At 42.5% G+C, this 25,080-nt stretch carries 18 protein-coding genes; 16 read left to right on the top strand and 2 right to left on the bottom strand.

Features of this window, described 5'->3' with window-relative positions; genetic code table 11:
• Positions 1-86 precede the first annotated feature (86 nt).
• Together LC605_RS09865 and LC605_RS09860 are read left to right on the top strand one after the other, a co-directional pair.
• On the top strand, positions 87-1,931 hold the full coding sequence (locus LC605_RS09865) for a glycosyltransferase (RefSeq protein ID WP_229547376.1): 1,845 nt from the start codon (positions 87-89) through the stop codon (positions 1,929-1,931).
• 282 nt (positions 1,932-2,213) lie between these two features.
• Positions 2,214-4,742: a mannose-1-phosphate guanyltransferase gene (locus LC605_RS09860; protein WP_229547375.1), complete on the top strand. Its 2,529-nt coding sequence runs from the start codon at positions 2,214-2,216 to the stop codon at positions 4,740-4,742.
• An 87-nt stretch (positions 4,743-4,829) separates the two neighbouring features.
• On the opposite strand, the gene LC605_RS09855 is transcribed toward LC605_RS09860, so the two are convergent.
• Entirely contained in the window at positions 4,830-5,132 is a 303-nt protein-coding gene (locus LC605_RS09855) for a hypothetical protein (protein WP_229547374.1), read from the bottom strand.
• 324 nt (positions 5,133-5,456) lie between these two features.
• On the opposite strand from LC605_RS09855, the gene LC605_RS09850 reads away from it, so the two are divergent.
• The 7 genes from LC605_RS09850 to LC605_RS09820 all read left to right on the top strand — a co-directional run bounded on the left by LC605_RS09850 (position 5,457) and on the right by LC605_RS09820 (position 12,661).
• Positions 5,457-6,479 (top strand): chlorophyll a/b binding light-harvesting protein, encoded by a 1,023-nt coding sequence (locus tag LC605_RS09850; protein WP_229547392.1) that lies wholly within the window; start codon positions 5,457-5,459, stop codon positions 6,477-6,479.
• A gap of 2 nt (positions 6,480-6,481) precedes the next feature.
• Entirely contained in the window at positions 6,482-7,915 is a 1,434-nt protein-coding gene (locus tag LC605_RS09845) for a chlorophyll a/b binding light-harvesting protein (protein WP_229547373.1), read from the top strand.
• 215 nt (positions 7,916-8,130) lie between these two features.
• Complete coding sequence (gene fldA / locus LC605_RS09840; protein WP_229547372.1) at positions 8,131-8,643, top strand: flavodoxin FldA; 513 nt, start codon at positions 8,131-8,133, stop codon at positions 8,641-8,643.
• 250 nt (positions 8,644-8,893) lie between these two features.
• Entirely contained in the window at positions 8,894-9,658 is a 765-nt protein-coding gene (locus tag LC605_RS09835) for an alpha/beta fold hydrolase (RefSeq protein WP_229547371.1), read from the top strand.
• A 511-nt stretch (positions 9,659-10,169) separates the two neighbouring features.
• Positions 10,170-11,204: a chlorophyll a/b binding light-harvesting protein gene (locus tag LC605_RS09830; protein WP_229547391.1), complete on the top strand. Its 1,035-nt coding sequence runs from the start codon at positions 10,170-10,172 to the stop codon at positions 11,202-11,204.
• Between the two features lie 115 nt (positions 11,205-11,319).
• On the top strand, positions 11,320-12,288 hold the full coding sequence (locus LC605_RS09825; protein ID WP_229547370.1) for a chlorophyll a/b binding light-harvesting protein: 969 nt from the start codon (positions 11,320-11,322) through the stop codon (positions 12,286-12,288).
• Between the two features lie 97 nt (positions 12,289-12,385).
• A complete protein-coding gene (locus LC605_RS09820) occupies positions 12,386-12,661 on the top strand; it encodes a hypothetical protein (protein ID WP_229547369.1) in 276 nt (91 codons plus the stop codon).
• A gap of 608 nt (positions 12,662-13,269) precedes the next feature.
• Here the strand turns inward: LC605_RS09820 and LC605_RS09815 are convergent.
• Positions 13,270-15,945, bottom strand: a complete 2,676-nt coding sequence (locus LC605_RS09815) for a calcium-binding protein (RefSeq protein ID WP_229547368.1) — start codon at positions 15,943-15,945, stop codon at positions 13,270-13,272.
• A 1,537-nt stretch (positions 15,946-17,482) separates the two neighbouring features.
• Between LC605_RS09815 and LC605_RS09810 the strand changes: the two genes are divergently transcribed.
• The 7 genes from LC605_RS09810 (at position 17,483) to LC605_RS32885 (ending at position 24,822) form a co-directional block, all read left to right on the top strand.
• Positions 17,483-18,133, top strand: a complete 651-nt coding sequence (locus LC605_RS09810) for a sigma-70 family RNA polymerase sigma factor (RefSeq protein ID WP_229547367.1) — start codon at positions 17,483-17,485, stop codon at positions 18,131-18,133.
• An 18-nt stretch (positions 18,134-18,151) separates the two neighbouring features.
• Positions 18,152-19,108 (top strand): DUF1822 family protein, encoded by a 957-nt coding sequence (locus tag LC605_RS09805; RefSeq protein ID WP_229547366.1) that lies wholly within the window; start codon positions 18,152-18,154, stop codon positions 19,106-19,108.
• A gap of 141 nt (positions 19,109-19,249) precedes the next feature.
• Positions 19,250-21,613 (top strand): CHASE2 domain-containing protein, encoded by a 2,364-nt coding sequence (locus LC605_RS09800; protein WP_229547365.1) that lies wholly within the window; start codon positions 19,250-19,252, stop codon positions 21,611-21,613.
• Positions 21,610-22,419, top strand: a complete 810-nt coding sequence (locus LC605_RS09795) for a DUF928 domain-containing protein (protein WP_229547364.1) — start codon at positions 21,610-21,612, stop codon at positions 22,417-22,419. Before LC605_RS09800 ends, LC605_RS09795 begins: the two co-directional genes overlap by 4 nt.
• Before the next feature lie 510 nt (positions 22,420-22,929).
• Positions 22,930-23,244: a hypothetical protein gene (locus LC605_RS09790; RefSeq protein ID WP_229547363.1), complete on the top strand. Its 315-nt coding sequence runs from the start codon at positions 22,930-22,932 to the stop codon at positions 23,242-23,244.
• Positions 23,245-23,610: 366 nt separating this feature from the next.
• Positions 23,611-23,883 carry a hypothetical protein gene (locus tag LC605_RS09785; protein ID WP_229547362.1) on the top strand — a complete coding sequence of 91 codons (273 nt, stop codon included), beginning with the start codon at positions 23,611-23,613 and terminating at the stop codon, positions 23,881-23,883.
• A 282-nt stretch (positions 23,884-24,165) separates the two neighbouring features.
• Complete coding sequence (locus tag LC605_RS32885) at positions 24,166-24,822, top strand: hypothetical protein (protein WP_267868487.1); 657 nt, start codon at positions 24,166-24,168, stop codon at positions 24,820-24,822.
• The last annotated feature ends 258 nt before the right edge of the window (positions 24,823-25,080 follow it).

Below are 25,080 nucleotides of genomic sequence, written 5' to 3'. Positions count from 1 at the left end.
GAGATTTTGATTTTTGTTTTTAAACTTTAGAACGAACTTAAATCTCAAACGTCAAATCTATAAATCCATTCGTCTGAGGCTCGGCAATGAGAGTTTTTTTCCAAGGTGTATTTTATTTTTACAGAAAAATTATCTCATTGCTACCTGCATCTGCTATCCATTTCCTACCTCTGGCAGATACAAACTTTGGCTCACAACACAAGGATTGGTATAATTGGCAGGCTTACCTGCCTTCTTCCTGGCTTCACCCCTTGCTAAACTTGATTTGGTTGATCATCGGCATCAGCTTACGCTTCGCCAACTTAACTGCAAAGCCTCCTTGGACTGATGAGTTTTCTACCTTGGTATTTAGCTTGGGGAATACTTTTTTAGCAGTACCCCTAGATCAAGCGATCGCAGCTGATATTCTATTGCAACCACTGCAACCAAACCCAGGTAATAGTATTGGTGATGTGGTTCATAACTTAGTTACACAAGATACTCATCCACCACTGTATTTTGCACTAGCTTACCTGTGGATGAAATTATTTCCCAGCGACGGAGGATTAGTATCGCTGTTTGCGGCGCGATCGCTACCAGCGCTCATCGGCGCTGCCTCTATTCCGTGTATTTACGTATTAGGCAAAGTAGCGTTTCGTTCTCCATTGGTGGGACACTTGGCTGCTGCGATGATGGCAATATCACCCTATGGCGTATTTTTAGCACAAGAAGCACGCCATTACAGTTTGGCTGCCTTATGGGTAACTGCTTCCCTCACCTGCTTAGTAATTGCCACACGTCATATTCAAAACCGCACACCTTTACCTATATGGATTGCATTTTTATGGTTAGAAATTAATGCTTTAGGTGTTGCGACTCATTACTTTTTCACCCTCACTCTCTGCACAGAAGCTGTAGTTTTGATTTTTCTTGCTTGGCTTCAATTGCAGACTAACAGCAAATTTTCTCTCTTCTTCTCTCCTCCCTGGCGGCGCATCTATGCCGTTGCCACAGGTACTTTTGTGGCGAGTTTAATTTGGCTACCAATCTTTTTAGAGAATCGAAATCGTAGTAATTTGACCGAATGGATTCAGGGTTCCCGTGTCGGACTAGATTGGTTAAGTCCAATTTTTCAAGCTTTAGGAACATTGATTGCAATGATTTGCCTGTTACCAGTTGAGTCTTCACAGCTATTGCTTGTAATTCCTTCGGGAGTGGTGATGTTGATTTTCTTTATTTGGGCAGTACCAATTTTGCTGCGTGGCATCAAGATTCAACTACAGCAACCAGAAAGCCGGATGATGATTCAAGTGTTTATGGGAGTTGTGATCAGTGCGATCGCTTTATTCTTTATCTTTACGTACTTTTTCGGAATCGATCTCACCAGAGGGGCCCGCTATAACTTTGTTTACTTTCCGGCGATCATTGTTTTACTAGGAGCAAGTCTGGCAGTGTGTTGGCATCCTCCCAAGGAAATAAAAAGCATAGGCAAATGGGGCATAAACGGCAAAAAAGCCGTGATCTTAATTTGGTTAATGGGATTCTTCAGTGCAGTTACAGTCTTCTGCAATCTCGGCTATCAAAAATATTATCGTCCTGACCTATTTGTGCAACTAATCCAACAAATATCACCAGTGCCAGTACTGATTGCCACTACCCACAAAACTTATGTACACACTGGGGAAATGATGGGGGTAGCTAGGGAATTTAAAGTTGCTAATTCACCCCAAAAACCTCTGTTTCTCCTTGCCCATCAAGATAAAGACCCGAATACTTCGACTATCGCTCTAGAATATACTTTAAAGAAATTACCACGGCCTTTTGACTTGTGGCTGGTAAACTTTCACACTCCGGTAGCAGAAGCTGTCAAAACGTGCGTTATATCTGATACTAAATCTTTGCCAAGGGTAGATGGCTACGAATATGAACTTTATCATTGTCAGCAGAATTAAGTATTTAAGCTATTTCTAGCTGAAATTTTGGCTTCTTCACCCGCCTGGAACTAAAGTTCTTTGGCTTTTAGCTAAAGTCTACTGAAGACTAAAGATTTAGGACTTACGCAATAACTCTCTGAAACTCTTATTAACGTGAGTTCGATGAACCTCTCCCTCGCAGCCTGCCTCTGGGAAGTTCCTCAAATATCGATATCCATAGGAGACTAGAGAAAGAAGAAGAAGAAAATATATCTGACAAGTTTTCAAGCAGCGAAGGCTGTAAATAGCTAAGGAGGATTTATGCGTGCAGTACTGATGGCGGGGGGTTCGGGAACGCGGCTTCGCCCGTTAACTTGCGATCTGCCCAAACCGATGGTGCCGATCCTTAATCGACCAATTGCCGAACATATTATCAATCTCCTCAAACGACATCAAATTACCGAAGTTATTGCGACATTGCATTATTTACCTGATGTCTTGCGAGACTACTTTCAGGATGGCAGCGATTTTGGTGTCCAGATGACCTATGCCGTGGAAGAAGATCAGCCTTTAGGTACAGCAGGCTGTGTGAAAAACATTGCCGAACTTCTTGATGAAACTTTTTTAGTCATTAGCGGTGATAGCATAACAGATTTCGACCTGACGGCAGCGATCGCATTTCACAAACAAAAAAAGTCAAAAGCTACTTTGATTTTAACCAGGGTTCCTAACCCAATTGAATTTGGGGTGGTGATTACCGATGAAGAAGGACGAATTCGGCGATTTTTAGAAAAACCCTCTAGTAGTGAAATTTTTTCAGATACTGTCAACACTGGCACTTACATTCTCGAACCAGAAGTTTTGGAATATCTGCCAGCAAACGTTGAATGCGACTTTTCTAAAGATTTATTCCCCTTACTATTAGCAAAAGATGAGCTAATGTATGGTTACATTGCTCAGGGTTACTGGTGTGATGTTGGTCACTTAGATGCCTATCGCGAAGCTCAGTATGACGCTTTAGATCGGAAAGTGCAACTAGATTTTGCCTACAAAGAAGTTTCTCATGAGTTGTGGGTAGGCCAAAATACTTACATCGACCAGACGGCTGTGATTGAAACCCCAGCAGTAATTGGTGATAATTGCCGCATCGGCGCAAGAGTACAAATTGAGGCAGGAACCGTAATTGGTGATAATGTTACTATCGGTGCTGATGCTAATCTCAAACGTCCCATAGTGTGGAATGGGGCATTTATTGGCGATGAAGCACATCTTTCTGCCTGCGTGATTTCCCGTGGTACTCGTGTAGACCGCCGCGCTCAAGTATTAGAAGCTGCTGTTGTCGGTTCGCTTTCCACGGTAGGAGAAGAAGCCCAAATTAGCCCTGGCGTGCGCGTTTGGCCCAGTAAAAAGATTGAGTCAGGGGCAGTTTTAAACATTAACTTGATTTGGGGGAACACCGCCCAACGAAATTTATTTGGGCAACGTGGTGTACAAGGATTAGCTAATATCGACATCACTCCAGAATTCGCAGTCAAATTGGGAGCTGCTTACGGTTCTACCTTAAAACCTGGTTCTAAGGTAACGGTTTCCCGTGACCAGCGTAATGTCTCTCGGATGGTGACGCGATCGCTGATTGCTGGTTTAATGTCAGTAGGTATTGATATTCAAAACCTCGATGCTACTGCTATCCCCATCGCCCGCACGGTTATACCCACAATGTCGGTAGCTGGTGGTATCCATGTGCGGGTACACCCCGATCGCCCTGACTACATTTTGATTGAATTCATGGATACTAAGGGCATTAATATCTCCAAAGCCCTGGAAAAGAAAATTGAAGGGGCTTACTTTAAGGAAGATATGCGGCGGGCGCTAATTCATGAAATTGGTGATGTATCTTATCCTAGCCAAGTCATGGATCGCTACTGTACTGCTTTTGAAAAACTTTTGCACGTTCATACACTCCGCAACAGTCGGGCAAAAGTGGTGATTGACTATGTTTATGCAGTATCGGGGGCAGTTTTACCCCAAATGTTAGATAAGTTTGGTGCTGATGCAGTTGTATTGAATGCCAGTGTCAATAAAACGGCGATGTCAATCACTAACCGCGAAGGACTGCTGACTCAGTTAGGTCATGTAGTGGAGGCATTAAAAGCTAACTTTGGTGTGCAAGTATCCGCTAATGGGGAACAACTAATTTTAGTTGATGAATCAGGCTACCCAATTCGTGGGGAAACTTTAACAGCGCTGATGGTAGACATGATATTAACTGCTAACCCTAGAGGAACGGTAGTAGTGCCAGTTCATGCTTCTAGTGCTATTGAACAAGTTGCTCGTCGTCATGATGGTAGAGTGATTCGCACTAAAGCTAACCCTACAGCTTTAATGGAGGCTTGTCAAAAAAATCCAAACGTGGTATTGGGAGGTAGTGGAGAGACTGGTTTTATTTTCCCGCAACTGCATCCGGGATTTGATTCCATGTTCTGCATTGCGAAGATAATTGAGATGTTAACCATACAGGAGCGATCGCTTGCTGCTGCGCGATCGGAATTACCCCGTGTAATTCACAAAACTTATACAGTCCGTTGCCCGTGGACAGCTAAGGGTGCTTTGATGCGTTACCTAGTCGAAACTCACCCAGCCCAAAACCTAGAACTGATTGATGGAGTGAAAATTTGTCAACCCTACGATGACAGTTGGCTGTTAGTTTTACCAGATGCCAGCGAACCACTGGTGCATTTGTATGCAAATAGCAACGATCGCGAATGGGTAGATGAGACTGTGAGAAACTACCGCACCCGTGTCCAAACTTTTGTGGAAAGACAACAAGAATATCAACCAGCCGAGGTGTAATTCGTAATTCGTAATTCGTAATTGAATTCTTTAATTACGAACTACGAATTAGCAATTACGAATTATGCTAAGAGGGGTTTCAAATTATCATTGAGAACATTCTGGTAAATTTTTCTTAGCGTAATTACAATCAAAATAAATTAAAGCTTCCCTACTAGAAGGAAATGCTCTAGTCGTGGAGTCCGGGTCACTTTCTCGACTTGCTTCATACAGCCAAACTTTCAAATAGTAATAATTATTATCATCGGTAGACCATAATTCATAGCGGTAATCACCTCCTGAACCCTGACTATTTAAATAGTCAGCTAGTACTTTATTTGATGCAGACAGCAAGCTTAATACTGTCAAAACAGGAATTACGGCTACCTTTAGTATTTGGATTAATTTCATAAATGCACAAAAAATTTACCTTCTCTAGCTTTGTATACTGATGTGTTTTTTGTAACGAGTAATTATTCGGAATATTGTGTGAGGATATCGTAACCCACTTAAAAGAAGTTGGCAGCCCATCCTTGTTGGAGTGGAAGGAACCCGCCGTCAGTCTTTTTGGTTTGTTTTCTGAAATTATTTACAAAAATTTACTTAGATTAACTGATAAATTTTTTCAATAAGTCTGATAGTATATCTTCAGACTTATTGAGATAGATATTCATTAAGTCAACAATCAATTTCAGGTATTTCAAAACTTTCTCAGGAGGTAACGTCATGACAAGGATGGCTGTTCAAACACCGGAGTCGATTCCCTGGTGGGCAGGGAACGCCCGGTTAACCAACCTTTCAGGGCGACTTTTGGGCGCTCACGTTGCTCATGCAGGGTTAATTGTTCTCTGGGCTGGTGCAACGACCCTTTTTGAACTTGCCCACTTTAACCAAGCGCAACCAATGTACGAACAGGGGTTGATTCTATTGCCTCATTTAGCAACCCTCGGCTGGGGTGTAGGAAGTGGTGGACAGATAGTAGATACCTATCCTTACTTCGTCATTGGAGTATTGCACCTAATTAGCTCCGCCTTCCTGGGACTTGGTGGCATCTTTCATGCCCTACGTGGCCCCGCCATCTTAGAAGAGAGATTCTCCTTCTTTGGCTATCGCTGGGAAGATGCTAATAAAATGACCACTATTCTGGGTATTCACCTAGTATTGCTGGGTCTGGGAGCCGGTTTACTAGTTGCCAAAGCTATGTTCTTTGGCGGCTTGTACGATTCTACGGTGGGTGAAGTGCGCGTAGTTTCTAGCCCCACCTGGAACTCCGCCGTAATTTTTGGCTACTTATTTGGCGGCGGTGGCAAACACTGGATTGCTGGAGTTAATAACCTAGAAGACTTGGTTGGTGGTCACATTTGGGTCAGCATTCTCTGCATTGGAGGCGGTATCTGGCACATTACTACTCAACCTTTCGGCTGGGCAAAGCAGCTTTTTATCTGGTCAGGAGAAGCATACCTTTCTTACAGCTTGGGTGCTTTAGCTCTCATGGGTTTAATTGCTGCCTATTTTGTCTCAGTCAACACACTAGCTTACCCACCCGAATTTTATGGCCCAGCCCTGAGTATTGGGTTTGACCGCTTCCCCTACTTCCAGAGTGGAGATTTATTATCCTCTCGCGTTTGGCTGGCGAATGCTCACTTCTGGCTAGGTTTCTTCTTTCTTCAAGGGCATCTCTGGCACGCTTTACGGGCTGCTGGATTTGACTTCTCAAAGGGTAGAGTCATCCGTTCAACTCGTGGGGAGGCAATTTAACAATGACAACTGCAACAATAACAACCCAAGAATCGGGTTGGTGGGCTGGCAATGCCCGATTCATTAACCTGTCGGGTAAGCTTTTAGGCGCTCACATTGCTCATGGTGGGTTGATTGTTCTGTGGGCAGGAGCAATGACCTTGTTTGAAATCACCAAATATAATCCCGCACAACCGATGTATGAGCAGGGGTTAATCTTACTGCCCCATTTAGCAACCTTGGGATTTGGTGTTGGTGATGGTGGTCAAATTATTGATACCTATCCCTATTTTGTCATTGGTGTTTTACATCTGATTAGTTCAGCAGTACTGGGTGCTGGTGGCATTTACCACGCCCTTTTAGGCCCGGAAGTCTTAAGTGAAAACACCTCTTTTCCTGGCTTCTTTGGCTATGACTGGAAAGATGAAGACAAGATGACCACTATTATCGGCATTCATCTGCTGTTGTTGGGGTTTGGGGCGTGGTTATTGGTAGCGAAGGCGCTATTTTGGGGCGGACTTTACGATCCGGCAGTAGCATCTGTGCGAGTAATTACTGAACCGACTATTAACCCTGGTCGCATCTTTGGCTATCTCTTCGGTGCTTTTGGTGAACAGGGGATGGCAGCAGTTAATAATCTAGAAGATGTCATTGGTGGACATATTTGGGTAGGAATACTCTGCATTGCCGGAGGATTTTGGCACATTCTCACCAAGCCTTTTGCTTGGGCAAAAAAAATACTGTTTTGGTCTGGTGAAGCTTACCTATCCTATAGCCTGGGCGCTCTGGCTTACATGGGTTTGTTCGCAGCATATTTTGTGACAGTAAACGATACCGTTTATCCCACAGTTTTCTATGGGCCATTAGGACTGAGTACTACTGCATCGGGAGTAATTACAGTTCGTACTTGGCTAGCAACTAGTCACTTTGCTCTGGCAGTTGTATTTTTAGTTGGTCATATCTGGCACGCATTGAGGGTGCGTGTCATAGCAGCTGGACTTGATTTTCAGCAGGGAGTTGTCAATCCTGCGGGGATGCCGGAAATTGGGAATTTTGATACCCCAGTGAATGCTTCGGATATCACGCTAAACTTGTTAGGAAATCTTCCTATTTACCGTCAAGGCTTGTCTCCTTTTTCACGAGGGCTGGAAATTGGCATGGCCCACGGCTACTTCTTGATTGGCCCATTTGTCAAGTTAGGCCCACTGCGGGATACAGAGTTGGCGAATCAAGCAGGGTTACTGGCTACAATCGGTCTGCTGTTAATTTTATCGATTTGCCTCTGGCTGTACGGCAGTGTATCGTTCCAAGGGCGCAAACCTGCCCAAGGGGAGCTACCGGAAAACATCAAAACAGCTAAGTCTTGGAGTGAATTCAATGCTGGGTGGACAGTAGGTAGCTGTGGAGGAGCTTTGTTTGCCTTCCTGCTGTTAACCAATAGCAGTTTGTTTTTCTGAGTTGGACGAACTATACCATTTTGGATTTGAGATTTTAGACTCTGGATTGAGAATTCTTTCTCTTAAAGTAAAGGGTTCTATGAGTCCATCTGTCGCAATCATTTTTCAAATTGGGATTAGATACAAGGCAAATAGGTATCCTTGCGTCAATTATTGCGATCGCGCAGCATTCCGCAGGGAAGAATAATCGCAAATCTATAATATCAGGTGAAAATATGTCGAAAAAAATTGGTCTGTTCTACGGTACTCAAACTGGCAACACTGAATCTGATGCTGAAAAAATTCGGGATGAGTTTGGCGGCGATATTGTAACATTACATCCCATTTACGAGGCGGATACTACCACTTTTGATGAGTATGAATTGCTGATTATTGGCTCTCCCACTTGGGATATTGGTCAACTTCAGAGCGATTGGGAAAGCTTTTTCCCCGATCTGGATCAAATAGATTTTAGTGGTAAGTTGGTTGCCTATTTTGGTGATGGCGACCAATATGGCTATGGCGATAACTTTCAGGATGCAATGGGAATTCTGGAAGAAAAAATTTCCCAGCGAGGCGGTAAAACAGTTGGCTATTGGCCAACTGAGGGATATGACTTTGATCAATCTAGAGCTTTGAAAAATGGCAAGTTTGTGGGATTGGCACTTGATGAAGGTAGTCAATCTGATTTAACAGACGAGCGAATTAAAACTTGGGTTGCTCAGTTGAAGACAGAATTTGGTTTGTAGAAAGCGAATAGAACTGCCTGCGGCAGCGGCTACACAAACAAAGTCCGCCTCCGCCGACTAAGCGAAAATTAAGGTTTTGCTTGTGTAGACGAGGTTTCTAACCACCGATTTAACCGTTATATATGTTTGTAGTAAGGACTTTAGTCCTTGGTTTTTCAGCACTAAAGTCCTTACTACGAACCTACGAACCTCTAAAAACTTTTGCGACAGACCACTAGTGAAATTGATAATTTAGAAGTTATAGGTATTTATGTCTGATTCATTTGATGTTCTGTGGTTAAGTGCTAGTCCTGCTTTACAGCGTTTTGATAAACCATTACTTGAATACTTATCGGGGTATATAAATGTCGCCCAGTGGGAATACCAGCAAACCAAAGATGAACCCAGTTCCATAGATCAGGCTGTGGAGTTGCTGTATGACTTTTTAGAATGGCGCGATCGCCCTGTGCATTTAGCAGGTCATGGGATAGGTGGTGCGATCGCCTTAAACTTTGCTCGTCGATTTCCCCAAAGAGTGCGATCGCTCACCCTGCTGGCTGTAGCAGCTCAACCTGCAAACAATTGGCACGCTCACTATTATTTCCAACGACAGCTTTTTAGCATCAGCCGTGACCTAATTTTAGCAAACAGTGTTCGCAGTCTTTTTGGAAATCAACCAGCTCATACTGCTAAGAAGTTAGTAGCTGCCTTAGATAAAGATTTAGAACAATCTCCCTCGCAACACTCTTTATTTAAGTTGGTTTATTCACCCAAGGGCGGAGTTTCTATGCCAATGATGGTATGCGGTAGCAAGAGTGATCCGGTGGTCAACCCACATACATTGCATGACTGGTTAAATTGGTTCAAACCAGAAGATAAGCTCTGGGAATGCCCACAAGGGTATCATTTTTTTCACTACTTCTATCCTCAAGAGGTTGGCGAACAGATTTTGAGTTTTTGGCAACACCACCATCCCCATCTACTGGAAGCATCTCCACTATGTATAAAGGCAGAAGCACCCACGTTTAAAAACTAATATTTGCTTGCAGCCAAGAGTAGTTCGAGCGGTGATAGTTACTATTGTCGCTACGCTTGCGCTGCCTATTTTTCCTCCAGTTTTGATGATTACATTTTGTAAAGAGATAGAGTAAATAAGAATTATTTTCAATAAACTAAATTTGTAATCTCAATAATTAGTTATTAACTTCAATAAGTAGAGGAGATGTCAAGAAGTGATATCTGACGATATTCGCTAGCATCTGCGGTCAAAGTGAAGAATATAGCGGTTCTCAATTGCATGGAATACAGACCTAACCCCCAGCCCCTTCCCTGCAAGGGAAGGGGAGTAATATTCAAAGCCTCTCTCCTTTTACGAGAGAGGTTTGGAGAGAGGTCAAACTGTATTGCATCCAAGCGAGAACCGCTATATTTGCTCCCTCAGATAAAAGCTTCGCGTCTAAAGTGGTAGCACTCACGCGACATTTGACTCCTGAAATCAGAACTAACTAATTGAGTATTACTGGCAACAATTAGTAATGGGCTTAACGATGCAGACATACGGCAATCCCAACCTCAAATTTGATTGGTGGACTGGTAACGCCCGCTTCGCCAATCTCTCTGGCTTATTTATCGGCGCTCATGTGGCACAAGCAGCCCTGACGACGCTCTGGGCTGGAGCGTTTACATGGTTTGAAATCGCTCGCTACAATCCCGAAGTACCTATGGGCGAACAGGGGTTGATTTTGCTTCCCCACTTAGCCACCTTGGGTTTTGGTGTGGGCGCAGGTGGTCAGGTAGTTGATACTTACCCTTATTTCGTTATCGGCGCTTTACACTTAATTTCTTCTGCTGTGCTTGGCGCAGGGGCACTTTTCCACACCTTTAAAGCTCCAAAAAACTTAAAAGATACCACTGGTCGCGCTCGGAAATTTCACTTTACATGGGATGACCCGAAAAAACTTGGGTTTATCTTAGGACATCACCTGATTTTCTTGGGAATAGGTGCTTTACTCCTGGTAGGAAAAGCCATGTTCTGGGGAGGATTGTACGATTCAACAATTCACGATGTCCGAGTTGTCACCGACCCCACCCTGAACCCTTTGGTCATTTATGGCTATCAAACTCACTTTGCTACTGTTAACAACTTAGAAGATTTAGTCGGCGGTCATATCTATGTAGGCTTATTGCTCATTGGCGGCGGTATTTGGCACATCCTCATAGAGCCTTTACCTTGGGCGAAAAAGCTTTTAATCTTCTCCGGTGAGGCCATCCTTTCCTACTCTTTAGGCGGTATTGCCTTAGCTGGATTTGTTGCAGCTTACTTTTGTGCAGTGAACACCTTAGCTTATCCCGTGGAATTTTATGGCTCCACCTTGGAAGTAAAACTCGGAGTTAGCCCTTATTTTGCCGACAGCATTAAGTTAGCTAACGGTGGTTATACTTCTAGAGCATGGTTAGCAAATGCTCATTTCTTCTTAGCTTTCTTCTTCTTGCAAGGTCATCTGTGGCACGCCCTGCGAGCAATTGGCGTTGACTTTAGCCGAATAGAAAAGGCAATAAACGCCATTGGTAGTGAATCGTAATAAGTGCTGAGTTTGGAGTTAGGAGTTAGGAGTTTGGAGTTTGGAGTTAGGAGTTTGGAGTTAAAAATTCCTCCTCCACTCCCTACTCACCACTCCCCATTAAAGGTATTTAACTATGACAATTACAACTGATAGAACCTTAGCAGCAGATACAAATTTATCGTGGTTAGTGGGTAATGCTCGTTTAATTGATTTATCTGGTCAATTATTAGGCGCTCACATTGCTCATGCAGGATTAATTATGTTTTGGGTAGGAGCAATAACAATATCTGAAGTTACGCGCTTTGTTCCTAGCGTACCAATGTATGAACAGGGATTGACTTTGTTACCCCACTTAGCAACTTTGGGCTGGGGTGTGGGTGCTGGAGGTGAAGTGGTCGATACCTACTCCTATTTTGTAATTGGCATTTTGCACTTAGTTGCATCTGCTGTGTTGGGTGCAGGTGGACTTTTTCATGTTTTTCGCGCTCCAGCGATTTTATATAATGCCGGTGGACAGACGGCAAAATTTCACTATGAATGGAATGACCCGAAGCAATTGGGTTTAATTTTAGGTCATCACCTAATTATTTTGGGTTTGGGAGCCTTTTTGTTAGTGCTAAAGGCAATGTTTTTTGGTGGTATTTATGATACTAACTTAGGAAATGTTCGCCTAATTAGTAATCCAAATTTAAATCCAGTGACCATTTTTGGCTACTTAGTGGGTCTGAAAGATGGTAACTGGAATCCTTTAGGTATGGCAAGTGTTGATAACTTAGAAGATGTCATTGGTGGTCACATTTGGATTTGCTTCATCTTAATTGCTGGTGGCGTTTGGCATATTCTTGTACAACCTTTTACCTGGATAAGACGAGTTTTGCCCATTGAAAATGGCGAAGAAATTCTTTCTTATAGCTTGCTGGGTTTAGCTTTAATGGCTTGGATTTCTGCCGCGTTCGTGGGATATAACACGACAGTCTTTCCGAGAGAATTTTACGGTTCAGAGCGTCTAGGATTGGCAGATATTCAGTTCTTCCTTGGTGTAGTTGCCTTCTTAGGTTATGTTTGGCACTATTGGCGATCGTCGCATCAAGCTAATAGTTAATTAAGTTTCGTTCAACACTAGCTAAATAAAGTCCAATGCCTGCGGTTAACAGCAGTTGACTGTGGGCATTTTTTGGGAATTTTTATGAGGATAACTAATGTTAACTATGATTTTGTGGGCCTTCTGTGGTTGGACAATAATAATTTTATTTATTGGTAGTGTTTGGTTAACCTTGAAAAAAGGGATAATTCATTTAAAAACGCTGCATGAAATTCCCTGCTCTGGTTGTGAATATTTCACCAACGACTACCGCCTCAAATGTACTGTACACCCAAAAAAAGCTTGTTCTGAGCAAGCGATCGGTTGTATTGATTTTGAACCTAAAACTTCTTCCTGTAATGCTTGCAACAAGGGTAGGCGAAAGCTTTGTTAAATTTATTTGTTTATCAAAAAAGTAAAGGTTCAAAACTGGACTTCGTCCCGCTACGCTAACGTCCGCAAGCGGCGCGAAAAAGCCTTTGGATCTCAAGGTAGGTAAAAACCCCAACGCCATTTGCTTGATGCCGGGGAACCCGTCCACCGCAGTGGCTCCCCCGAAGTGTCTAACTTAATTCAATTACGAATTACTCTCCTACGAATTATTTTTATGCTCTCAGGACTTACGCAAAATCATAAAAAACGAACCGCAAACGCGAGTGCGTCTCCCCTTCTCGCACTTGTGAGAGGCTAGCGCCAAGGGAGAAGGACGCAAAGGAATAAGAGTTTCAAAGAGTTATTGCGTAAGTCCTAGGTCTTTTAAGTAGGTTGGCGCAATTAAAGCTAACTGGCTAAGGCTGTCATTTGTCCTTTGTCATTGGTCACTAGTAAAGATTTTAAGGCTATTTATGTTTCTTAACATACTTTAATTTTTTCGCGCCAACTTACTTACAGTTGGGAGACTTTTGCAAGAGATCTTTTGTATTGTATTGGTGAATAGAATGCGAGGTGCTGAAAATGGCACCTCGCAATAAGTGTCACTTAGTGATGGGAGACTAATCAGAATTAAACAACCACAAAATTATTGTTGGTTAATGACACTCCACCAGATATCTGTGCAAATTGTACCTGAGTAAACCCACTTGCGCTACCATCAAGGTCAAAGTACAGCGCACCTGTAGTGTCGTTGTAGATAAATCTCTGAGCGCTCGTTATTGCAGATGTTCCGATTGTAAATTGACTTGTTTGAAGTGAAGGAGTAGATAACCCGCCACCAAAACCAGTAGCTGATACCTGAATCAGTTCATTAGTGGCGTTGAAGTCATAAAGAGTATCAATGCCTTGATTGTAACCATTGAAAGCAAAGGTGTCAGTACCATCGCCTCCATACAGGCTATCATTACCCTTACCACCTGTGAGGATATCGTTGCCATCGCCACCATTCAATAGGTTATTGCCTGATGAATAGTCAACATTCAAGTAATCGTTACCAGCACCACCATCGAGGGTGTTATTGCCAGAGACAGTATAAACACCGTAAAAGGTGTATAAGGAACTGGAGCCAGAGGCACTAAGAGAATCATTGCCATCGCCACCAGAGAGCAGGTTATTGCCTGATGAATAGTTAGTAACTAAGTAATCGTCACCAGCGCCACCATTGAGGGTGTTATTACCAGAGATAGCATCGAGAGAGAAATCGCCTCGGTAGTCGGTGTAAGAGCCAAAGGCACTAAGAGAATCATTGCCATCGCCACCAGAGAGCAGGTTCTTACCATTTGAATAGTCAGCGTTTAATGTATCGTCACCTGCACCGCCGTTGAGGGTATCATTGCCACTACCGCCCCCGGAAAGGGTATCGTTGCCATTGCTCCCCACAATATAGTCATTGTAGGTTGTACCTGAGATATTTAATTGTTCGATATTCTTGTAGCTAACCAGATTCGCGCCCGCCCGAATCGATCCAGTGTTAGTAGCAGCATTGAATGTCGAAGTGATTCCCCTGGTAGCTTGGTAGCCAGAGAAGGACAACAAATCGTCACCTGTCCCTCCATCTATAGTATCCTTGCCGCGATCGCCCCCGGAAAGGGTATCGTTGCCATTGCTCCCCACAATATAGTCATTGTAGGCTGTACCCAAGACATTTAATCCTTCGATATTCTTGTAGTTAATCACATCCGTGCCCGTTGCGATCGAGCCACTGTTAGTAGCAGCATTGAATGTGGAAGTGATTCCCCCAGTAGCTTCGTAGTCAGAGAACGACAATAAATCATCACCAGTTCCGCCATCTACAGTGTCATTGCCGCTATTTCCGTAGAGCGAGAACCTATCGTTGCCATTGCTCCCGACAATATAGTCATCGTAGACTGTACCTTCAATGTTTAATCCTTCGATATTCTTGTAGTTAATCACATCCATGCCCGCCCGAATCGATCCAGCCTTAGTAGCAGCATCGAAAGTTGAAGTGATTCCCTCATTAGGATAGATATAAGAAACGCTCAACAAATCGTCACCTGCGCCCCCATCTACTGTTTGAGTTGCCCCCTCAGATGGGGAAGTATGTAGGACTAAAGAGAAGGAATCATTGCCATCGCCACCTGAAAGCAGGTTATCACCTGTTGAAAATTTAGCAACTAAATTATCGTCACCAGCGCCACCATCTAGGGTGTTATTGCCAGAGGTGTTAAATACAAAGCGGTAAGCGTCGCTAGAGACACTTAGAGAATCATTGCCATCGCCACCTGAAAGCAGGTTATCACCTGTTGAATAGTCAGCACTTAAATTATCATCACCAGCACCACCATTGAGGGTGTTATTGCCAGAGGCAGGATTGGTAAATCCCTCGAAGTCGTCGTGATACCCAGAGGCGGAGAGAACATCCTTGCCATCACCCCCAGAGAGCAGGTTATTACCTGTTGAAGAATTAGCATTCAATTGATCGTTACCAACACCACCGTCAAGGATGTTATTGCTGGTTGAATAATCAACATTCAACTCATCGTTTCCTTCACCCCCAAAAATCGTATCATTGCCATAACTCGTATCATTGCCGCTACTGCCCCCAAAGAGTAAATCATTGCCATTAGTCCCGACAATCAAGTCAGCGTAGGTTGTACCTCTAACTTCTAATTTTTCGATATTCTTGTAGTTAACCTGATTCGTGGTAGCCGTAATCGAGCCAGTGTTAGTAGCAGCATCGAATGTCGTTGTGATTCCCCCGGTAGCATTGGTATAATACACAGATAAAGAATCTTCACCAGTGCCTCCATCTACCGTTTGAGTTACTAAGGAAGAGGGTGCAGTATCTGGGGCGGATAAATAAAAGATGTCATTGCCATCTTCTCCACTTAGGGTGTTCGTACCCTGGACTTCATTAGCCAAAAAGTAATCATCACCATTCCCGCCTGAAACCCTATTGTTGCCAGTAGAGTAGCTAATCTCAAGGTAGTCATCGCCTATATCCCCACGGAGGATGTTATTGCCAGATGAATAGGACGCATCAAGGGTATCATTGCCCCGATCACCTCGCAGCACGTTGTTACCAGTACCACCAACAAGGGAGTCATCGTCGCTACCACCAAGGAGGGTATCATTGCCCACACCACCAATCAGAGTATCATTCCCACCATCACCGCTCAAAAGGTCGTTGCCACTCAAGCCCTTGATGGTATCATCACCTGTTGTACTCTTGTGGTTAGTACCTAGTAGGGTATCGTTGCCGTTGGTTCCAATGATATTAGACATAACTTTTACCTTATGAATTGATTTTTTGAGTAAGTTCAGTTGTTAGTTGTGGTTAATGCTGTTCGAGGACGCACAGAACTGGCCGAGAGCGATCGCTTTCGACATAACTTTATGCACCCTTGAGGATTAGCAATTTTCTCGAAGATTAGCCCTATTGATGAGCTTGCAAGTAGGGCTTATCTAAATATTTAGGACTGTTTTACTCCCTTCTCGCCAGAAGAATACCTAAGTTTTTTTGACGAACCGCCAACGCGAGTGCGTCTCTCTTTCTCTCAAAGGGAGAGGCTAGCGCCAAGGGAGAAGGACGCCAAGTGAGAGAAAGAAAAATAAATATAGCAGTTCTCTGTTGAGTCCAATATAGGCCTAACCCCCAGCCCCTTCCCTTATAGGGAAGGGGAGTAAGATTCCATTCCTCTCTCCTTTTAGAAGAGAGGAATGCAAGTCAGGTCAAACTGTATTGCATACAAACCAAAAGTGCTACAGGTAATCTTGTAGTGAGAAGCGAGTATGTCTTAAACTCTGTACAAATTTGTAGCGGTTCTTTGGGTGCAGTACAGTTTCAACCTCACTTCCATTCCTCTCTCCTTGTAGGAGAGAGGTTTCGAGTATCACTCCCCTTCCCTTATAGGGAAGAGGCTGTTCTTGTTAGGTCTGTATTCCATGCAATTGGGAACCGCTATATGAGTGCGTATTTAGGAAAACACACGGTTTCAGGCTTTTTTTGCATCCTTGATCCGTAGCGCAACCCAGCCATTGCTGACAAAGCGTCGAAAAGTCAAGCTTCAATGCCTAAAACCCGCACCTCATATTTTTTTGTCAATGCTTAAGTCCTACTGCCGTCAAAATAGAGAACAATTGATCTTGATATGCAAATAATTTTTATACCCTCGTCGTCGGCTATTAACTGTGGGTATACACCTTAAAATAGGGAACATCTGGATAACACTCTAATAATATATCTGAATATTTACTGAGATGTCTATAGCCGGAGATATATCTTTGCATTCTCTTCACATTATTTGACAATGACCGTAATGGTAAGTATTCTCAATTCGCGTTCAACGTGAGCTTTTATGGGAGAGAATAGACATCTGGTGAAATTAATTATGCGTTGTCCGCAATACTTAGTAGGCAAAATTCACGAATTGTGCCTACGTAATTTTTACTAGATGTCTAATACATCGCTATGGACATTCTCCATCTCTGCATCAACTTAATTTTTTGTAGCAATTATAGCACTGCGTCCGTGCAAATCTCAAGTTAGGCAAGAACAAGCTCCTGTTGTAATCATTGATTTACCATGCGTTGTATACTTACCTCTCTTGCCACAGCGACTTGTTTTATGCGAAACGGCAGATTTTTGTTACAAAACTGTACGAAAGAGCATAAAGCCATGAATTCCCGGTGATTGGGGGAAATTATGTTTACAAAAAACTCTAAATGTAAACATTTGTAACAAAAACGATTGTTTCGCGTAAAATTTTCAGTTGGACAGCGAGAGAAAAATAGAGATTCACTTTCGCTTTTGGAGTCTCAGATGCATTATCCCGAACAAGATGAACTAGATGCACATTTATTACAACTGGCGATTTCAGCCCAGCAAAACCCACCGCGATCGCCAGAACGACGACTTGCCTTAGGAAAGCTAGTTAACGGGATTGTGCGCTCCTCTCGACTTTGTCATCCACAAAAAAGTCAATTTCCAGCAGCTATCTATGAAAATATTTATGATGAGGCACGTCAAGAACTTTTACTTTATATTTGTGAAAAAATTGATAAGTATGATGCCGAACGCGGTAGTGTCATGGCATGGGTAAATGTGCTTTTTGATCGGCGATTTTTTAAAGATGCTGTTAGGAAATTTCAGACTTTACCAAGTCTAAAAATAATCACTCTGACTGACCTGGATAATTTGATTACCTCACCGGAAGAACCAACAAATTTCACAGAAATCCTGAAAGAATGTATCGAATCAGATCCAGAAAATATGTTTAAAAATGAACATATAGAAAAATGCCCTCAGGTCAACTTTCAAGTATTGGCAACACGACGACTGATGGGAAAATCCTGGAAAGAGATTTCTACAGAATTTGAAATGAAAGTTCCCACCGTTAGCAGCTTTTATTACCGATGCATAAATAAGTTTTCTTCCAAGTTAAAAGAGTATTGTGTTGGCGATGTAAATTAAAGTAGAGATGAGTAAATAATGAAAAATATTTCAGAGCCTTTAACCTTTACCGTACCCATAAGCTCGTCAGCTCGCGCACTAGCAGAACAGTTTTGTTATCAGCATAGCAATGCCAAAAAAGCTAAACAGGTTTATCTCAATACTTTGGCAGTATCGGCGGTAAAATTCTACCTGCATTGCATGGGGATTGAAACAAATTCCTCAGCAAGTTTAAGTTGGAACCCAGTAATGCAAACAGTCGTAGATACGGCTGATTTACAAATCATCGGTCGAGGTAAAATCGAATGTCTGGCGGTGTTACCGGATGAAAAGGTGATTCATATTTCGCCAGAAGTTTGCTCAGACCGAATTGGCTATATAGCTGTACAGCTTGGTGAATCCCTCAGGGAAGCAACTCTGTTAGGATTTGTGACAACTGTCAGCGAATCTAGCTCTGTAGCTATCAACGAATTGCGATCGCTCGAAGAGTTCATCTTCCAACTGAGTGAAGCACCTGAAAAAATCAAACCACGAACTAACCTAAGCAATTGGTTAATGGATGTTGTTGATGTTGGTTGGCAAACAGTTGAGTCACTTTTGAATCCCCAACCAACAGAGCTAGCTTTTAGATTTCGGTCTGCTGAACAAACTTTAGAGCAAAACCTAGAAACTTCAACTTTTAGTGTGCAAAAAGGTATACTGCTGGACTTAGGGCAACAATCAGAAAGTAAACCAATCGCTTTAATAGTTGGACTGATGCCTGTTACTGAAGAAGAAATAAATATTTGTGTCAAAGTCTGTGCCCTTAGTAGCCAAAAGTATCTACCAGAAGAACTTGAAGTCATGGTGTTAGATGATTCAGGTACTCCTGTGATGCTAGCTACCGCCAGAAGCACCAAGAGTATTCAACTAAACTTTAGTAGCGAATTAGGAGAGCGTTTTAGCATTAAAGTCGCTTTAGGTAATGTCAACTTTATAGAGGCTTTTACAGCTTGAAATGTAGTATAGAGTAATACTGCTGATTTCAGTAACAGTTACTTACTTAAAAAAGATGATTGCTGAGAAGCGTTGTAAAAGAGTTTCTGGATATGATAGTGTTATTTTGATCATCGAAAATCCCTAATTTTAAATGGGTATATGGCAAAGTTAGTTGTTCTGAAACTAGATGGCAATTTGTCGGAACATGGATATCGCGTGTTACTGGAAATTGGAGCAGAAAATGCTCGCCCCAAAATAGAAGTTTCTGGCAATTTACCTGCATCTCCAGAGTTAACTGCTTACCTAAAACAGTGGCAGGATAAATATCGCAGTTTGGGGATGGCTAGCCGGATCAAACCCCAGGAAATTATTTACGATGGCTCCTTCAAAAGTCGAATTGAAAAATGTCGTCAGTCATCTCAATTGTTAAGCGATCGCCTGCATAAATGGCTGAGCTCTGAAGAATTTCGCCACATCAATAATACCTTACGCGAAGAATTAAACCGAGATGAAACAATTCGGGTTTTAATTCGCACCGATGATCGACAACTACAAAAACTTCCTTGGCATTTGTGGGACTTTTTTAGCAGATACTCCCAAGCAGAATTTGCCCTCAGTGCAACAGCTTCAGAAATTCCCAACACAGCACCGCGTAATCAGAAAGTGAGAATTTTAGCGATTTTGGGAAATAGTATTGGAATTGATGTTCAAAAAGATCGCCAATTATTAGAAAATTTACCAAATGCCGAAATAGTTTTTCTAGTAGAACCACAACGTAACGAGTTAAACAACTATTTATGGCAGCAATGGGATATTTTATTTTTCGCGGGGCATAGTGAAAATGCTGATGGTCAAGGTCAGATTTATATTAACAAAACTGATAAATTAGCAATTGACGAGTTAAAGAATGGGTTAAAAAATGCCATCGCCCAAGGTTTGCAGTTGGCAATTTTTAACTCCTGCGATGGTTTGGGACTAGCATCACAACTTGTTTCTTTACACATTCCGCACTTGATTGTCATGCGGGAACCTGTACCAGATGAAGTCGCCCAACAATTTTTAAAGAATTTTCTCCTCGCTTTTTCTAGTGGTAAATCTCTATATCTGGCATTGCGAGAAGCAAGGGAAAAGTTGCAAGGTTTGGAAGATAGATTTCCCAATGCAACTTGGTTACCAGTAATTTTTCAGAACCCTGGGATAATACCACCAATTTGGAAAAATTTATTCTCCCCAAAGATTGATTTAAAACGTATTTTACTTACCATACTGCTGGTGAGTTTACTAGTGACAACAAGTGTAATGGGAGTGCGTTATGTGGGGATGTTGCAACAAAGCGAATTGCAAGCTTACGACCATTTAATGCAAATGCGATCGCCTAGGGAAAGATCGGATCCACGCCTGTTAATAGTTACTATTGGTGAGGCTGATATTTATTATCAGAACCAGCAGGGGATGAAAGGTAGAGGATCGCTTTCAGATCAAGCACTCGCTCAACTTTTGCAAAAATTAGAACAGTATAAACCAAACACTATCGGTATAGATATTTATCGTGATTTTCCTGTAGACCGCGATTATCCAAATTTAGCTACTCAGCTACAGCAAGATCATCGCATTTTTACAGTGTGCAAAGTTTCTGCTGGTTCCGATGGCGAACCTGATGGCATTCATCCCCCCAATGAAATTCCCAAACAACGCCGGAGTTTTAGTGATTTTGTCGCCGATGAAGATGAAATTATCCGCCGTCAATTGTTGAATTTAACTCCTCCCCTAGAATCACCATGTGCCGCAGAAGATGCTTTCAACCTTCAGCTTGCACGTCACTATTTACAAAGTAAAGGAATTAAAGCAGATATTAATTCTCAGGGATACTTGCAAATTGAGAAACTTGTGTTTCAGCCATTAAAAGAACACTCTAGCGGCTACCAAAAAATTGATGCGTCGGGTTATCAAATTCTCCTCAATTATCGTTCTTTGCGTCCTGACGAAAAAATTGCCGAGACAGTATCCCTCAAAGATATTTTAAATGACCAAATTAAGCCGGAGTTAGTGGAGTCATTAAAAAATCGGATCGTGATGATTGGCGTTACAGCTTTGAGTAGTAAAGCTGATTATTGGCAAACCCCTGCTAAAAAAAAGAAAATACAAGGACTCTTCGTGCAGGCGCAGATGGTGAGTCATATTCTTAGTGCCGTTGAAGATCGTAGACCTTTGTTTTGGTGGTGGTCTGGGTGGGTTGAAACTTTTTGGGTGTGGGGATGGTCACTGGTTGGAGGGATTATAGCATGGCGCTACTCAAAACCTCGGGATCTTGGGCTAGCGATCGCCACAACACTGTTGACACTATTTGGAATCTGTTTTGGCATCTTTACACAGGCGGGGTGGATACCACTTGTGCCCCCTATGTTGGCATTGGTGTTAACAGCTACGGCTGTTGTATGGAGTTTACGCAGAGATCGTTCCGTTTCGGAGGTTTCTCGTCCCTATTTCAGAAATAAGATTAAATATTTGGACAATAAATTATGACTAAGAGTAATTTATCTCAGCGCTTATTACAAGCTTGCATTATGCCTTTGCTACTGCTTAGTATTGCGAGTTACCCAGCACAAGCAAACTCACAAGCTACGCAACCTGTCAAGAAAGTTGTACCTAAGACACAAAACCGCCTTACCCAATTGAAATTTCCATTTAACGGCGCACCCATCGGTCGCCGCCAAGGAGGCGCAAGGCGTAATGGAACTCAATGCCCTGACCTGAAAATACCTATTAGTGCCTTGGTGCCTGGGCAAGAAACTTCCGATGAATCGAAATCTTTCTTGGCATTAACAGTTTCTGAGTATCCGACCTTTTGGGTTTACATACCACAGTTACCCACCAACTTCCGCAGTGGAGAGTTTGTATTTCAGGATCGAAAGGGGAAAGACATCTACCGAACCTCTTTGACACTCCCTGAAAAACCTGGCGTAATTGGCATCAGCCTACCGCTAAGTCCAGAATATGCTCTGAAAGAAGACTTAAAATATCAATGGTACTTCAAAGTTTATTGTGGCGAACCGCAAATCATATCTGAGTATTTTTATATTCGATCATGGGTGCAACGCGTGGCCCTCACAAACGACCTTAAAAGTCAGTTAAAGGCAGCATCAAGGGAGTACCTTGCCTATGCTGTTAATGATATTTGGCACGATGCTCTAACTAATTTAGCTGATCTACGCCGCACTAATTCAGGCGATCGCATATTGATTGATGATTGGACTAATTTGTTAAAAGCTGTTGGTTTGTCAGACTTGGCGTCTGCGCCAATTGTTGCGCGTTATGGCTCAGAAAAATAGCTCTCATGTAGTGAAGCGGTGGATGAAATATAGCGTCTCCTACTCCCTTCCCGCTAGAAAATTATCCAAAATGTAATATACTTGTAGTAGAAATATCGCACAACAAATTACCTAGATTGTCACCCTACCTCTCTGAGTAGAAAGCGAGTCATATTTATTTATGTATTTTAATGTAATACATGATAAATAATCTTTCGCCGGCAAGGGAGTAATCACATGAGGTACATCGAAAGCCCCCCTCTTTGCTTGCTCTTAGGAGAGTGATTTCATACAAGCAGAGAAAAACAACAACTGGGTTTCAAAGCCTCTCCCCGTTTCGGGGAGAGGAATGGAAGTGGGGTAAAAAGCCATGCCACTTCCACGAGAAATCAAGACTTATGTATTTTTCTTTCTTCGTATGAAAGCACCCTGCCCTCTTTGCTTGCTCTTAGGGGGTTGGGTTCTTGTACCTCACTGAATTGAGGACCGCTATAAGCAGTTGGTTCACTAATTTATTAAGGAATAACAAAAATGGATATTGAGGGCACCAGTGGAAAGGATATTCTAACTGGCACTTCCGGAAACGACCGTATATCTGGTTTAGAAGCCGATGACATTCTAACAGGTGGTTTGGGTGACGACCTGCTAATTGGAGGTCCTGGTAATGACACTCTCACTGGTGGTCCGGGTAGAGATATCTTTATTATGTATTACTCAGGTGGCGGTGCTGATACAATTCTAGACTTCTCGCGTGGAGAGGATCGTATTGATACGATAAGCGCTCCTGAAATACCCTCGTTAGCAAAAATTGCGCCACTGTCTCTAGATGCAATAGCGCTTGGTTAAGCCTCTTTTGGGCATTATAGACAACGATATCTCAGGGGTTTGAGCTTACTTTCTTTCCTTAAACGAGCAGTATTGCCTCTAAGAGGTTGTTTGAAAAGTCTTATTGTAGGTATCAAAACGTTCTAGATCCCCCTAAATCCGCCTTTTTAAGGGGGACTTTGATTCTTCCCCCAATTTATCGGGGGGTTAGGGGGGATCTAAAAGTGCAAAGATACAGCCAATAACTTTTCAAACAACCTCTAAGAGATCGTGATCAAACGGGCTTTTCAGTCTCAGTGTCTTTTAAAAAATCAAATCGGAGTCTTATTATGATAATGGTAGTTACAATAAACACTTAGATAACTAATCTATCAAGGAGTAACGAATATGGTCATTTACGGCACCAATGGAAACGACAATCTAACTGGCACTTCTGGAAGCGACCATATATATGGTTATGAAGGCAATGACACTCTAACAGGTGGTTCGGGTAACGACGTGCTAATTGGAGGTCTTGGTGATGACATTCTCTCTGGTGGTCCGGGTAGAGATGTCTTTGTTATGTATTACTCAGGTGGCGGTATTGATAGAATTACAGACTTCTCACCTAAAGAGGATCGTGTTGATATGCTCAGTGCTCCTGACCTATCGGCGGGATAACATTTTGACATCCGAGCCAAACACTAGTGCTTTATATTACAGTTATCAACAGCTAGCTTGGCTATCTATTAACCTCACCTGACCAACACAACGACCTATTTTTGCTGGTGCCGTAGTATCTCCACAACTCCTATGTGATTTTTGAACAGGATTTCAGACAAAATCGTGATCAAACGGGCTTTGCAGTCTCAGTATCTTTTAAAAAATCAAATCGGAGTCTTATTATGATAATGGTAGTTACAATAAACACTTAGATAACTAATCTATCAAGGAGTAACGAATATGGACATTTACGGCACCAATGGAAACGACAATCTAACTGGCACTTCTGGAAGCGACCGTATATATGGTTATGGAGGCAATGACACTCTAAAAGGTGGTTCGGGTAACGACGTGCTAGTTGGAGATATTGGTGATGACATTCTCACTGGTGGTCCGGGTAGAGATGCCTTTCTTATGTATTACTCAGGTGGCGGTATTGATAGAATTACAGACTTCTCACCTCAAGACGATCGTGTTGATATGATCAGTCGTCCTAACCTACCGGGCATAGTAAATCCTTCGCCACTGCCTCTAAGTGATGCTATTAAGCCTGCTTCAGATTCTAGCATCAAGCCTGTTCTAAATTCTGCTGCTGGTAGGAATAATACGATTATGAGTGGTTTAATTGATGATTTAATCATCCTTGGAGCGAGTAAAACAAGTAGCTCACTTAATAGTGGCATTATGAGATACAGCCCAAAAAGTGGTGCTTTATATTATGATTCAGAACAGGTAGCATGGCTACCTACTAACCTGAAATGGCCAACACAACCACCTATTTATGTTAGTCCCATAGCATCTACCAAGCAAAAATTTTCATCCTCTCTAATGGAACCAACACCTATTTCTGGTGATGCTATAACAGCATCCACACCTCTAGAAATCATTAACACCTGATTTATCAGAATTCGCGGAAAACCCCATCCGCCTATGCGGTGGGGAGTATCAAGCTGGCACAGGTGCAATTTTATTATTGAAGTAATCAAGTAAGAATCTATTTGGGTAGATCACGCTGAGAGGTTGTTTGAAAAGTTGTTGACTGTGATTTTAATCGAATTATTACCCCCCTTAATCCCCCCGATATGTTGGGGGGAAACAAGAAAATCCGGTTCCCTTCCCTTATCAAGGGGAGGGCTAAGGTGGGGTAAAAAATAT

The organism is Nostoc sp. CHAB 5836, from assembly GCF_020829445.1.
In the GTDB taxonomy this organism is placed as follows: domain Bacteria; phylum Cyanobacteriota; class Cyanobacteriia; order Cyanobacteriales; family Nostocaceae; genus Nostoc.
This window is presented reverse-complemented; position numbering and strand designations above follow the sequence as displayed.